The following is a 12,713-nucleotide window of genomic DNA, read 5'->3' as shown; positions in this document are numbered from 1 at the left end:
ACTATGCCTATCAGATCATATCTTTTAGCCTGCTGTGCCCTGTTGTTAATCACCGTAACCGCCTGTAAAAAGAAAAAAGGCTCCGGCGGAGATAATCCACCACCCCAGGAAGTACAGCTCACATCATCCCTGGATGGCGTACAGGAAGGCAACTATACCGCTGCTCCTGGTCCAACCTATTCTTTTACCGCTAACGTAACGTCTGAGCTGCCTGCCAGCGGGGTATCCGTTACCGTGGTAGTAGTGACTGACCCCGGTGGCCAGAACATACCGCAGGATCCTATTCCTTCACCGGTAAAGAGCAAAAACATTACTATCAACCTGAAGGACCTGCCGCCGATCCGTACTGTGAAGGTAACCGTGACCATCAGCTCCCTGAGTAACCCGAATAATAAGATCATTAAGGAGTTCTGGATCACGAATAAGGCAGATCAGTAATATAAGAAATTGATTTTCAATATAGAGATCCATGCTGAAGGCATGGATTTTTTTTGCAGGCTATGTTTCACTTACCCTCCGCATACCCTCCACTTACCTTCCACATACCCTACACACTCCTACATACCTCTGCCGCATACCCCTTCGCGTCATTGCGAGGCGCAGTAAAGCCTTTTGTGCGTGGAGCGACGAAGCAATCTTTTCAACCTCCGCGAAAGACCAGCTAAAAGATTGCTTCGGCCCGGCCTCCCTCCGGGCCTGGCGGTGCCTCGCAATGACGGGGCTGAAGACCCGTTTGTTGCTCCCCCGCCTGTGCCACCCTCCCCCGCCTGTGCCACCCTCCCGCGCCTGTGCCCCTCTGTCCCGCCTGTGCCCCCTCCCTCGCCCCGCCATTTCCAATACAATTTTACCCTGCATCAAGTCCAGCTCATGTCCACCTCACATCCGGCTCACCTTCAGTTCTACTGGCCGTTTCCTTGCCTTTTCCTCCGCTTACCCTCCTCCTGTTAATTTAATACTAGGTTAGTGCAGGCTTAGTCCCTTCTTATTACAAACAATATCCTATCCCTGTCTAAGCCGAATATCTCTTTAAACCACATTTCCCAAACTCCCAACTGATAACTTCCAACTAACAACTAATTTTGCGCCCATGATAATTGGAGTAAGCGCCATTGGCATCAGCCTGGATTCGCCCGCCGATACAGCCAACGCATGTACGGAACTGACACTGCGGATGTGCCTGCAGCATCCTGAACACTCTTTTATCTTCTTTTTTGACCGCCCCGCGCCGCCGCAGCTCACGCTTCCTGCCAATGCTACAGCAGTAACAATACCACCCAAGGGCGCTTCCCTGTGGCGTCGGCAATGGTGGCTGCAATGGCAGTTGCCCCGGGCCATGAAACGCGCCCGCCTGGATGTATTCCTGGCGATGGACGGCCTCCTGTCCCTGCGCAGCTCCATACCCCACCTGCTCTTCATCAGGGGCCTCTCCTTTTTGCATGAAATAAGCGGTGAGCCGCTTAACTGGCAGCGTTTTCTGCAACGCCAAACGCTGAAGTACCTGGCCAAAGCCGCTAAGGTGGTTGTGCCCTCAGCAAGCCTGGAACAGGAGCTGCTGCAATACGCTCCTGTCGTTGCTTCCAAACTTAATGTCCTGCCTGCGGCGCTCCACGAAAGCTATCAGCCGCTTTCCTGGGACGAGCGGGAAGCTGTAAAGAAAGCATATACCGATGGGGTGGAATATTTCATTGTCACTGCCGCCCTGCATCCCCGTAACAATATCACGCCTTTGTTAAAAGCGTTTTCGGCCTTCAAACGCCGCCTGCGTTCCAATATGAAGCTGGTGCTGGCAGGTAGCCCTACGGAAGCTGGCCGGGAAATAGCCGACAGCCTGCGCAGCTACAAATTCCGCCAGGATGTGCTCTGGCTGCAGGAGCTGGGTCAGCCTGCCCTGGCTAAGCTTACCGCGGCTGCCTACGCCATGGTATACCCTACCCGTACAGACGGGCTGGCGCTTCCTGTATACGCCGCCATCCGGTGCCAGGTACCCGTGATCGCAATAGACGGCCCGGCAGCCCGGGAAGCCGGAAAGGATGCCGTGCTGTATGCCGACCCGCAAAACCTGGAAGACCTGGCAGACAAACTGGGCCTGCTCTACAAGGATGAGCAGCTGCGCACCCGCCTGCTGAACAACATGGAAGCGCTTCCGCTTCCCGGATCATGGGATCATAGCGCGGCACTGCTGTTTGATCAGCTGATTAGTACATCAGCGCATTAAACCCTATTTTTGCCCTCTGAAAGAAAATTAACTGATATGGGTAAAGTATCCACCATCCAGATCCAGGTAGGACTGGATGACAACAAAGTACCGGAAACAATAGAATGGAACGCATCTGATACCACCGCAGACCGCATGAATAAGGCCAAAGCGATGATGATCGCTTTCTGGGACAGGGCAGAGTCTACGGCCCTGCGTATCGATCTCTGGACCAAAGACATGATGCTGGACGAAATGGCCGATTTCTTCTACCAGACCATGATGACCATGGCAGATACCTGGCAGCGCGCCACGCCTTATAAAGACCAGTCCGAAGATATGCGCCAGTTCGCAAAGGACTTCTTCGAAAAAGTGAATGAAAAGCTGAAAAATCAACAATAGTTATGTCACTCGAACTCACCATTAACTCCGCCATTAAGGCCGCCATGCTGGCAAAGAGCGAAGCCGAGCTCCGTGCTTTGCGCGCTATCAAAGCCGCGATCCTGCTGGCTAAAACAGCAGAAGGCGGTTCCGGCGACCTGACGGAAGCAGATGAAACAAAAATGCTGCAGAAATTAGCCAAGCAGCGAAAAGACTCCCTGGATATCTTCCGTCAGCAAAACCGCGAAGACCTGGCAAAGAAAGAAGAGGAAGAACTGGAAGTGATCGAGCGCTTTCTGCCTAAACAAATGTCTGATAGCGAGTTACGCGAAGCATTAACCCGCATTATCGCCGAAACCGGCGCTACCTCCCCCGCAGATATGGGTAAGGTAATGGGCGCCGCCACCAAGCAACTGGCCGGTAAGGCCGATGGCAAAGCCATCTCCGCCCTGGTTAAGGAATTGTTAAGTAAATAGCCTTGATTTGGTTATAGATATCCTATTTGCCATCATCCTGGTGATCGCTGTCTATAAAGGTTATACGCGGGGCCTGATCGTCGCCGTATTCTCCTTTATAGCAGTGATACTCGGACTGGCGGCCGCACTGAAGCTCACCACCGTGTCAGTATTGTATGCCCAGCATCACTGGCACATTAATTGGCGATGGTTACCCGTAATATGTTTTATTATCCTGTTTGTGGGCGTTATACTGCTGGTAAGGCTGGGAGCAAGCGCCCTGCAAAAATTGGTGGAACTGGCCCTGTTGGGATGGTTAAACCGCCTGGGCGGTATTCTGCTGTACTGTATTATCTTTACAATAAATTATAGCATTCTGCTATGGATCGCTAATCAGCTGTATTGGTTAAGCCCGGAAACAAAGCTACAATCCATATCATATCCTTATATCGCACCTATAGGCCCGGCAGTGATGGATGGTATCGGTGTTATAATCCCGCTGTTTAAAGATATGTTTGCTGGATTGCAGTCTTTTTTCGATCATGCAGCTAAAGAATTACAGGCTATCTGATTCGCTTCAAAGATTATTTGAATTAATAAAAAGAATTATTTTAGCGCAAAATTGACTCAAGCTTTGGCAATGGATTACGAAATCAAAACACTGGGGAAGTTTAAGTACATCGAGGAAGGGGAGGGAGAGCCACTGGTATTGCTGCATGGATTGTTTGGTGCGCTGAGTAATTTCAGGGACCTGCTGGAACATTTCCGGCAAACCAACAAAGTTGTGATCCCGATGTTGCCTTTGTTTGATTTGAATATCCTCGAAACAACCGTAAGCGGACTGGCCAAGTACGTACATCGGTTTGTTGAAACCCTCGGCTATCAGAATGTACACCTGCTCGGCAACTCCCTCGGAGGGCACGTGGCACTGGTTTACCTGCTGAAACATCCCGAAGCGCCCATCAGTTCTCTGACCCTTACCGGTAGCTCCGGCCTGTTCGAGAACGGGATGGGAGAAACTTATCCCAAACGCGGGGATTATGAGTATATTCGTAAAAAGACCGAGCTCACATTCTACGATCCGGCTATCGCCAGTAAAGACCTCGTAGACGAAGTGTTCGAGATTGTCAATAACCGCCTGAAGGTGATCAAGATCATCGCACTGGCAAAATCAGCTATCCGCCATAACCTGGGGGAAGAGCTGCGGGACATTAAAATCCCTACCCTGCTGGTTTGGGGCAAAAACGACACCATTACGCCGCCAATGGTAGGGGAGGAATTTCACCACCTGATCCCGAATTCCGAGTTGCATTTCATTGATAAGTGCGGTCATGCACCCATGATGGAAGTACCCGGCGAATTCAATGTGATCCTCCACGGTTTCCTGGAAAAGCTTAAAAAGCGGCAGGTAAGCTGAGTAATGATGGGGGCACAAAACCGCCATTCGTGGTTAGTAATTGTCCATTCGTAATTAAATTGTGCTCCCTGCAATCGCTGCGCCGTGAATACTCGTATCTTTGCTATAACAACCTGACCTAACGGTTAGGTATATTGGGGGAAGAGGAAATTGGAATATTCTTTGTTATACCATTAGTGAAACAATAACCATTTAGTCATGTTGGCGAGAGACCTAATAACAACAGTACCCGTGCTGCATCCAATGGATTCGGGAGCCAGGGCCTTACGCCTCATGAACGAATACCATCTCACGCAGCTGCCCATGGTGCTGGAAAATAAATACCTGGCCCTGGTAGAAGAAGACGATATACTGGACCTGGAAGATCCGGATACGCTGCTGGAGAATATGGAATACAACGGTACCCGTCCAGCCATACCCGAAACAGCTCACTTTTACGAAGCCCTGAAATTATTCTATGACCAGAAGCTCTCAGCTTTACCGGTCATCTCCAAAGAGAATGAATACCTGGGCATCCTCACGCGTGATTGCCTGCTGGCCGTACTGGCCCAGTACAACGGCGTAAAAGAGCCCGGCGGCATCCTCTCGCTGGAAGTAGAGCCCCGTGATTACAGCCTCAGTGAAATAGCCCGTATAGCAGAGTCTAACGATGTGATCCTGCTGAGCGTAAATACAGTTACCAATCCCAACACCGGCCGCCTGGAAGTGCTGCTCAAAACCAACCGCCAGGAGCTGCAGTCGCTGGTAGCCACCTTCGAACGCTTCAAATACTACGTGATCAAATATACCATCACTGCTGAGGAAGAAGAAGATACCCTCAAGAAGAACTACGAGCTCCTCATGAACTATATCAGCATATAACAAAGTTTGAGGTTTGAGGTCTGAGGTTTGAGGTTCGTTGAAGGTTGCAGGTAAGGAAACTGTAATCGGCTACGATACACTTATCCCGGACATTTAACTTCTAACGAACTTCAAACCTCAGACCTCAAACCTCAGATCTCAAACCTCAAACTTCAAACTCTTTTATTTACCTTTGGCCGTTTTCACATTTTCACGGTCAAAACTGCATGTTCAAATTCTGTTTCCTGCTCGGCATTTTATGTCTGTGTTTCCTGTTGCCTTCACGGGCGCAGGAGCCTGGTCAACAGCCGCTGGCAGTGGTAACAGACACCAGTTACTTCATTGTGCGCCATGTGCTGATCACCGGTAACAAAAGAACAAGAAGCAGTTACGTGCTTCGCGAACTGGGTGTTGTTCCCGGCGATACCATCCGCCTCAAAGACCTCCCTACCACACTCGAAAAAGGCCGCCGCCAGTTAATGAACACCGCACTGTTCCTGAACGTGATACCCAACGTACGGAACTGGGAAGGTGAATCTGCCGATCTGGAATTTGCCGTGTATGAACGCTGGCCCCTCCTCGCATTTCCCATCTTCAAGCTGGCCGACCGTAACTTTAACCAGTGGTGGGTAGAGCAGGGCAAAAGCCTGAACCGCGTGAACGTGGGCCTGAGGGGAGATCACAGCAACCTCACGGGCCGTAACGATAACCTCAATGGCATCATCCAGATAGGCTATACACAGCAGCTGGCCTTTACTTACAGCCTGCCCTATGTAGACAAAGGCTTCCGCCACGGCATTGGCCTTACCTTCGCCTATAGCCGTAACCGTGAGATCAACGACAGCACCAGCCTTAACAAACAAACCTTCTACCGCCAGGATAATTTCCTGCGCGAGCTCTATACCTTCGGTCTCAGCTATGCTTACCGCCGTGCCATCAATACCCGCCACCAGGTGTTCCTTACCTATAATTTCGAAAAGGTAGCCGACACCGTAGCCCGCCATACGCCCAATTACCTGGGCGGAGGCCGCGACCGGGTACAGTATCTGGACCTGCTTTACCGGGTTACCTATACCAAGGCAGACAGCTGGATCTATCCGTTGAAAGGTATTGTGCTGCAGGGCGAAATTGAGAAAATGGGCTTTGCGCCCTTCAGCGATATAGACCACTGGAAGTTCAGGGCCAGGATCAACAAATACTGGCAGCTGATCCCCGGCACCTATGCCGCGCTGGGCGTCAGGGGCCAGGCCAAGTTCCCGGTAGATCAGCCCTACCTGAACCAGAAGGCCATGGGTTACCAGGAAGACTACCTGCGCGGTTTGGAATATTATGTGGTGGATGGTACCAGCTTTTTTATCCTTAAATCCAACGTGCGTCACCAGATCCTGACCTTCGATATCCGCCTGCCCTGGGTGCCGCAAAAATTTAACACCATTCCCATCCGCCTGCTGCTGAAAGCTTACAGCGATGTGGGTTATGCCTACAGCAAGTATCCGGGCAACAGCTTCCTCAATAATCGTATGCTCTACACCGGCGGTATGGGTTTTGATATTGTTTCGTTTTACGATACCTGTATCCGTTTAGAATACAGCATAAACCAGTTAGGCCAAAAAGGTCTATTTTTACACACTAAAGTTGATATGTAATCAATAGCTCCTGGCTACTAGCTCTTAGCATTTAGCTAAAAGCTAAAAGCTAACGGCTAATAGCTAAGTCACCATGCACATTGCGCTTTACAGTCGTGGATTTGTCGCAGACGATCTGGCCAATATCCGCTTACTACTGGATGAATTACAACGTGAAGAGATCACCGCGGTGATCTACGAGCCGTTTTACCATAGCCTGCAACCGCATGTGCAGTTCAGGGAACGGCCGGATACCTTTTCCCGCCCGGAAGACCTGGACAGCCTTACTATAGACTGCCTGGTGAGCCTTGGCGGCGATGGTACCTTGCTGGATACGGTCTGTTATGTACGGGACAAGAACATTCCCGTGCTGGGCATCAATTTCGGCCGGCTCGGGTTCCTGGCCAGTATCGGTAAAGACGCTATCCACGCCGCGGTAAAGGCACTGCTCAACCGCACCTACGTGGTGGATAAACGGACCCTGCTTCACCTGGATGCCAATGTTCCCATGTTCGGCGATGTGCCCTACGCGCTGAATGATTTCACGATCCATAAGAAGGATACTTCCGCTATGGTAAAGATCCACACTTACCTGAACGGCGAGTTCCTGAACACTTACTGGGCAGATGGCCTGATTGTAGCCACCCCTACGGGGTCTACCGGCTACTCCCTCAGCTGCGGCGGGCCCGTGGTGTTTCCTGAAGCCGCCAGCTTTGTAATCACGCCCGTAGCCCCGCATAACCTGAACGTGAGGCCCATCATCGTGCCGGATAATAATATTATTTCTTTTGAGGTAGAAGGCCGTAGCGACCTGTTCATGTGCTCTCTCGACAGCCGCATGGAAACAATTGACAATACCGTGCAGCTGGCCGTGAAGAAAGAAACCTTCACCCTTAGCCTCCTTCGCCTGGACGACAGTAATTTCCTGCATACCCTGCGCCATAAGCTGCTGTGGGGGGTAGATGCGAGAAATAGATGGAAGTAGTCGTAAGTCATTAGTCGCTAGTCGTTAATGATTGAAGCGATACGAGTTTATTAACAACTAACCACTTACGACTAACGACTTACAACTTTATTCCCTACTTTTGTCTCATATTTTTATAATAATAATACCAAAAGCAGGGCTTATCGCGTTTAAGTAAGGACAAATTATGCAGAAACCTTTTTTCCACCCTAAGCGTGTTGTTACTACCGCCCTTGTTGCGCTGGGAATGTTTTGCGCAAGCCCTGCAGTGGCGCAGAATGAGTTGTCGTACGTTGGAGAGCTGGGCTTTTCAGTAGGCGGTGCACAATACTTCGGCGACCTGAATACCAGGGGCGCGATCAATACTATTAAGCCTACCGTTGGTATCTTTTACCGCAAATACCTGAATGATTATATCGGCTTAAGGGCGCACCTGCGCATTTCCCAGCTGGGCTACTCCGATGTATATAACAAGAACGAGTTTGAGCGCAGGCGTAACCTGAGCTTCAATACCAATGTGCAGGAGCTGGACCTCCAGGGAGACTTCAACTTCTTCCGTTTTGAGCCGGGTAGTTATGACTACCGCTTCTCACCTTACCTTACCGGTGGCGCAGGGATCTTCCATTTTAACCCCTACGCCTACCTGGATGGAAAAAGATATGACCTGCAGCCGCTTCGTACAGAAGGACAGGGCTCTGCCCAGTATCCCGACCGTAAGCCTTACGGCCTGGTGTCTTACACCTTCCTGTTGGGCGGTGGCTTTAAATACAACCTCTCCCGCTCCGTGAACGTAGGCATGGAAGTGCTCTACCGCTTTACCCGTACCGATTACCTGGACGATGTAAGCACCACCTACGCGGGTCAGGCGCTGTTCCCGCCCAAGGCTAACGGAGAGAACACCGTGGCCTACCTGCTCCAGGACCGTTCCTGGGCCACCGGAACCGATATGATCGGGGTAGCCGGCCGCCAGCGCGGTAACAGCCGTGATAAAGACCAGTTCATCACTGTAGAATTTACTGTGAGCATTCTCTTTACAACCTACAGGTGTAAATTTTAACGCTTAACCCTTGAAAATTAACTTTTAGCGATGGAAAACGGGCGTTTACGGTAAAATATCCGGCGCCCGCTCAAAAATACCCGGCGGAACAAGCCCCTCCAAACCCCGTCCGTTCCGGCAAATCGCCTGCTGGCAGCCGTTTCCGCTGTTAAAACTACGTTAAAACCCCTTGCCGAACTTTGCCACAAGAGGCATATATCTATTTTTGTATCTTTGCACACTTTTAGTAAATCTCTGTTATTCTGTTAATATACGCCTGACACACTCATGAGTTTGAAGGATAAACTAGACTTGCAACGGTTGCCGCGCCATATAGCTATTATTATGGACGGGAACGGCCGTTGGGCAAAGGAAAAGGGGAAGGACAGGCTTTACGGGCACCACGAAGGCGTAGAAAGTGTGCGGAACATCGTGGAGGCTACCGCAGAGCTGGGGATCGGGTATCTCACCTTATATGCTTTCTCAACTGAAAACTGGGACCGCCCGGTTTATGAGGTGAATGGCATCATGGAACTGCTGGTGAATACCATCCGTAAAGAAGTGAACACCCTAACCAAAAATAATATACGGCTGCACGTGATCGGTGATATGGACATGCTGCCCGCTCAGGCCCAGCGGGAAATGAACGAAGCTATCGCCATCACCAGCGGCAATAAAGGCCTTAACCTGGTAATGGCCCTGAGCTACAGCGCCAGGTGGGAGATCGTGAATGCAGCAAAGAAGATCGCAGAGGATGCAAAATCGGGAAAACTTAACCCGGCAGATATTACCCAGGACGTATGGCAGCAATACCTATGTACAGCTGCCCTGCCAGACCCCGAGCTGATGATAAGGACCAGCGGGGAATGCAGGATCAGTAACTTCTTATTATACCAGTTGGCTTATGCGGAATTGTACTTCACCGACACCCGTTGGCCGGATTTCCGCAGAGAAAATCTGTACGAAGCCATTTTAAATTTTCAAACCAGAGAACGGCGTTTTGGCAAAACTAGCGAACAAATTCAGCAGAATGAAGAAATTATTTCCTAAGAGCCTACTGGCCATAGCTTTATGTTGCAGTGCAGGCATTCGTGTATCCGCTCAACAGAAAGATACAATACCTGTGCCTGTGACCAGCCAGCCCGAAATACCAGCGGCTTTGGGAAATCCCCAGCAATATGAAATTGCCGAGATCACTGTTACCGGTACCCAATATCTCGATAAAGCCCTGCTTATCTCCCTCTCCGGCCTGAACGTAGGGGACAAAGTGGTATATCCCGGTGGCGACCAGTTCGCAAAAGCTATCCAGACCCTCTGGGGCCAGCGCCTTTTTGCTAACGTAGCCATTTACGTTACCAAAGTAGACGACGGCAAAATATGGCTGGAAATAAACCTCACCGAAAGGCCCCGTCTTGCCAACTTCATCTTCCGCGGCGTCAAAAAGTCTGAAGCAGAGGATATCGCCAAAAAGGCCTCCCTCCGCAAAGGCGCCGTGATAACAGAAAGCATGAAGCAGAATGTGATCGCCGTGGTGCGTAAGAACTACGAAGAGAAGGGCTACCGCAACGTAACCGTTAACGTTACCGAGCGCGTAGATACCTCCCAGGTGAACGCCGCCGATGTGATCTTTACCATTATCAAAGGCGGTAAAGTAAAGATCAACGATATCAACATTGTTAATAACGAGAATATCAAGGATTCCAAGGTGAAGAAGAAAATGAAGGGCACCCACGAGCGTACCCGCTTTACCCTGCATCCTGATAAAGAACAGGTATATCCTGACAGTACGCACGAACAGTCTGATTACTGGAAATCATTCGGCTTCCTGGTGCCCTCCCGCACCATTGAGGAACTGGATCCTTACTTCCGCTTTAAGCTCTTCTCTTCTGCCAAGTTCAACGAAACAAAGTACCTGGAGGACAAAGAGAAGATCATCGCTTACTATAACTCCCAGGGTTACCGCGACGCCCAGATCACAAAGGATACTACCTATAAAACAAGGGCAGGCGGCATGAACATCGACCTGGACATCGAAGAAGGTAAAAAATACTACTTCGGTAACATTACCTGGAAAGGCAACACCCGCTATAACGACTCCCTGCTTACCCGCGTGCTGGGCATCAGGAAAGGAGATGTATATAACCTGGAACTGCTGGAAAAACGCCTGGGCAAACAAATGTCTCCCGAAGGTGGCGATATCAGCGGTCTGTATATGGACTACGGCTACCTGTTTTTCCGCATTGACCCGGTTGAAACAGGGATCCATGGCGATACCATCGACTACGAGATCCGTATCACCGAAGGCCCGCAGGCTACCATCAAGGATGTGCGTATAGCCGGTAACGACAAAACCAACGAGCATGTGATCCGCCGTGAGCTGCGTACCCTGCCCGGTGAAAAGTTCAGCCGCGCTGACCTGATCCGCTCTAACCGCCAGATTGCGAACCTGGGTTACTTCAACCCTGAGAAAATAGGCATGAACCCGGTGCCCAACGTGCAGGACGGTACCGTGGATATTGATTACACCGTAGAAGAGAAAGCCAACGACCAGCTGGAACTGTCAGCCGGCTGGGGTGGTTATATCGGTCTGACCGGTACCCTGGGTGTAACCTTCAACAACTTCTCGCTGCGTAACATCTTCCGTAAGGAAACCTGGGACCCGCTGCCCAGCGGCGACGGCCAGAAATTGTCTGTAAGGGTGTCTTCCAACGGTAAGGCTTATCGTTCCTATAACTTCTCTTTCACCGAGCCCTGGCTGGGTGGCAAGAAGCAGAACCAGTTCTCTGTAAGCTTCTACAGCAGCTACCAGAACCCCAGCGCTTACAACCAGTATATATATGGTACCACTACCAGTACCGATGCATACTTCAAAGTACTGGGCGCTTCCGTATCACTGGGTAAGCAGCTGAAATGGCCGGATGACTATTTCACCCTCATCTATGCACTGAACTACCAGCAGTACAAGCTGAAGAACTATAACTACTTCAACATCGCCGGTTTTGATAACGGAACCTCCAATAACATCAGCTTCAAACTCACGCTGGCAAGATCTTCTGTGGATCAGCAGATCTTCCCCAGAAGCGGTTCCAACTTCCTGATCAGCGGCCAGTTCACACCTCCGTACTCTGTGTTCAAACCCGAGAAGGATTATACTAAAGAGCCGATCTCCGATCAGTTCAACTTCATCGAATACCAGAAATACCGCTTCAACGCAGAATGGTATGTGCCGCTGAGCCGCCCTACCGGTTCGGATAACAAATCTTTCGTACTGAAAGTGGCCGCCAAGTACGGGTATATCACCCGCTACAATAACCGCACTACCCTGTCGCCCTTCGGACGCTTCGAGCTGGGTGGCGATGGTCTGAGCAACTTTGCTATCTATGACCGCGATATCATCTCGCAACGTGGTTATCCCGTATATTATACCAGCAATCCGAAGATCAACCCTGAAAGCGGACAGCCCGTGGGTTACGAAGGGTTCACCATCTTCAACAAATATGTGATGGAGCTGCGCTATCCTTTCAGTCTCAGCCCCAGCTCTACCATCTTCGGTCTGGCGTTCATAGAAGCAGCCAACGGTTATCGTGATTTCAACGAATATAACCCCTTCAGGCTGCGTCGCTCTGCTGGCTTGGGTATGCGTTTCTACCTGCCCATGTTCGGATTGCTCGGGTTTGACTATGGCATAGGTTTTGACCGGATGACTCCCGGTAACGGTTTAAAGGATGCAGCTAAGTTCACCTTTATGTTAGGCTTTGAACCGGAATGATGTTAAAAGCGAACGAAATAGATATTTAAATT

The 12,713-nt window shown here is 50.4% G+C and carries 12 protein-coding genes; all 12 read left to right on the top strand.

From position 1 onward, the window contains the following. Positions 1-3: 3 nt before the first annotated feature. The 12 genes from ACR9Y8_RS16060 (at position 4) to ACR9Y8_RS16005 (ending at position 12,681) form a co-directional block, all read left to right on the top strand. Complete coding sequence (locus tag ACR9Y8_RS16060) at positions 4-438, top strand: hypothetical protein (RefSeq protein WP_481214262.1); 435 nt, start codon at positions 4-6, stop codon at positions 436-438. A gap of 649 nt (positions 439-1,087) precedes the next feature. Next, positions 1,088-2,215 carry a glycosyltransferase gene (locus ACR9Y8_RS16055; protein ID WP_481214261.1) on the top strand — a complete coding sequence of 376 codons (1,128 nt, stop codon included), beginning with the start codon at positions 1,088-1,090 and terminating at the stop codon, positions 2,213-2,215. Positions 2,216-2,251: 36 nt separating this feature from the next. Then, the gene (gene gldC, locus ACR9Y8_RS16050) at positions 2,252-2,596 is read left to right on the top strand and encodes a gliding motility protein GldC (protein ID WP_481214260.1); all 345 of its coding nucleotides are present in this window, start codon (positions 2,252-2,254) and stop codon (positions 2,594-2,596) included. A gap of 2 nt (positions 2,597-2,598) precedes the next feature. Beyond that, positions 2,599-3,051: a GatB/YqeY domain-containing protein gene (locus ACR9Y8_RS16045; protein ID WP_481214259.1), complete on the top strand. Its 453-nt coding sequence runs from the start codon at positions 2,599-2,601 to the stop codon at positions 3,049-3,051. Between the two features lie 7 nt (positions 3,052-3,058). Continuing rightward, positions 3,059-3,601, top strand: coding sequence for a CvpA family protein (locus ACR9Y8_RS16040; protein WP_481214258.1), 543 nt, complete (start codon positions 3,059-3,061; stop codon positions 3,599-3,601). Positions 3,602-3,670: 69 nt separating this feature from the next. Beyond that, positions 3,671-4,447, top strand: coding sequence for an alpha/beta fold hydrolase (locus tag ACR9Y8_RS16035; RefSeq protein WP_481214257.1), 777 nt, complete (start codon positions 3,671-3,673; stop codon positions 4,445-4,447). Between the two features lie 198 nt (positions 4,448-4,645). Continuing rightward, complete coding sequence (locus ACR9Y8_RS16030; RefSeq protein ID WP_481214256.1) at positions 4,646-5,308, top strand: CBS domain-containing protein; 663 nt, start codon at positions 4,646-4,648, stop codon at positions 5,306-5,308. Positions 5,309-5,514: 206 nt separating this feature from the next. Next, the gene (locus tag ACR9Y8_RS16025) at positions 5,515-6,933 is read left to right on the top strand and encodes a BamA/TamA family outer membrane protein (RefSeq protein ID WP_481214255.1); all 1,419 of its coding nucleotides are present in this window, start codon (positions 5,515-5,517) and stop codon (positions 6,931-6,933) included. 73 nt (positions 6,934-7,006) lie between these two features. Further along, positions 7,007-7,897, top strand: coding sequence for an NAD kinase (locus tag ACR9Y8_RS16020; RefSeq protein WP_481214254.1), 891 nt, complete (start codon positions 7,007-7,009; stop codon positions 7,895-7,897). A gap of 166 nt (positions 7,898-8,063) precedes the next feature. Further along, positions 8,064-8,933 (top strand): DUF6089 family protein, encoded by an 870-nt coding sequence (locus ACR9Y8_RS16015; RefSeq protein WP_481214253.1) that lies wholly within the window; start codon positions 8,064-8,066, stop codon positions 8,931-8,933. Positions 8,934-9,200: 267 nt separating this feature from the next. After that, complete coding sequence (locus ACR9Y8_RS16010; protein ID WP_481214252.1) at positions 9,201-9,962, top strand: isoprenyl transferase; 762 nt, start codon at positions 9,201-9,203, stop codon at positions 9,960-9,962. Beyond that, positions 9,943-12,681: a BamA/OMP85 family outer membrane protein gene (locus ACR9Y8_RS16005; RefSeq protein WP_481214251.1), complete on the top strand. Its 2,739-nt coding sequence runs from the start codon at positions 9,943-9,945 to the stop codon at positions 12,679-12,681. The genes ACR9Y8_RS16010 and ACR9Y8_RS16005 overlap by 20 nt, the downstream gene beginning before the upstream one ends. Positions 12,682-12,713: the final 32 nt, after the last annotated feature.

This window comes from Chitinophaga sp. SVR4-12A (assembly GCF_056754765.1).
The sequence above is the reverse complement of the archived record's forward strand: the minus strand, read 5'-3'. Positions and strand labels throughout refer to the sequence as shown.

What these genes read in the sequence shown, in the direction of transcription:
- ACR9Y8_RS16020 (WP_481214254.1), top strand. Translation starts at nt 7,007, where the DNA reads ATGCACATTGCGCTTTACAGTCGTGGATTTGTCGCAGACGATCTGGCC.
- ACR9Y8_RS16055 (WP_481214261.1), top strand. Translation starts at nt 1,088, where the DNA reads ATGATAATTGGAGTAAGCGCCATTGGCATCAGCCTGGATTCGCCCGCC.
- ACR9Y8_RS16015 (WP_481214253.1), top strand. Translation starts at nt 8,064, where the DNA reads ATGCAGAAACCTTTTTTCCACCCTAAGCGTGTTGTTACTACCGCCCTT.
- ACR9Y8_RS16060 (WP_481214262.1), top strand. Translation starts at nt 4, where the DNA reads ATGCCTATCAGATCATATCTTTTAGCCTGCTGTGCCCTGTTGTTAATC.
- ACR9Y8_RS16005 (WP_481214251.1), top strand. Translation starts at nt 9,943, where the DNA reads ATGAAGAAATTATTTCCTAAGAGCCTACTGGCCATAGCTTTATGTTGC.
- ACR9Y8_RS16010 (WP_481214252.1), top strand. Translation starts at nt 9,201, where the DNA reads ATGAGTTTGAAGGATAAACTAGACTTGCAACGGTTGCCGCGCCATATA.
- ACR9Y8_RS16045 (WP_481214259.1), top strand. Translation starts at nt 2,599, where the DNA reads ATGTCACTCGAACTCACCATTAACTCCGCCATTAAGGCCGCCATGCTG.
- ACR9Y8_RS16025 (WP_481214255.1), top strand. Translation starts at nt 5,515, where the DNA reads ATGTTCAAATTCTGTTTCCTGCTCGGCATTTTATGTCTGTGTTTCCTG.
- ACR9Y8_RS16035 (WP_481214257.1), top strand. Translation starts at nt 3,671, where the DNA reads ATGGATTACGAAATCAAAACACTGGGGAAGTTTAAGTACATCGAGGAA.
- gldC (WP_481214260.1), top strand. Translation starts at nt 2,252, where the DNA reads ATGGGTAAAGTATCCACCATCCAGATCCAGGTAGGACTGGATGACAAC.
- ACR9Y8_RS16030 (WP_481214256.1), top strand. Translation starts at nt 4,646, where the DNA reads ATGTTGGCGAGAGACCTAATAACAACAGTACCCGTGCTGCATCCAATG.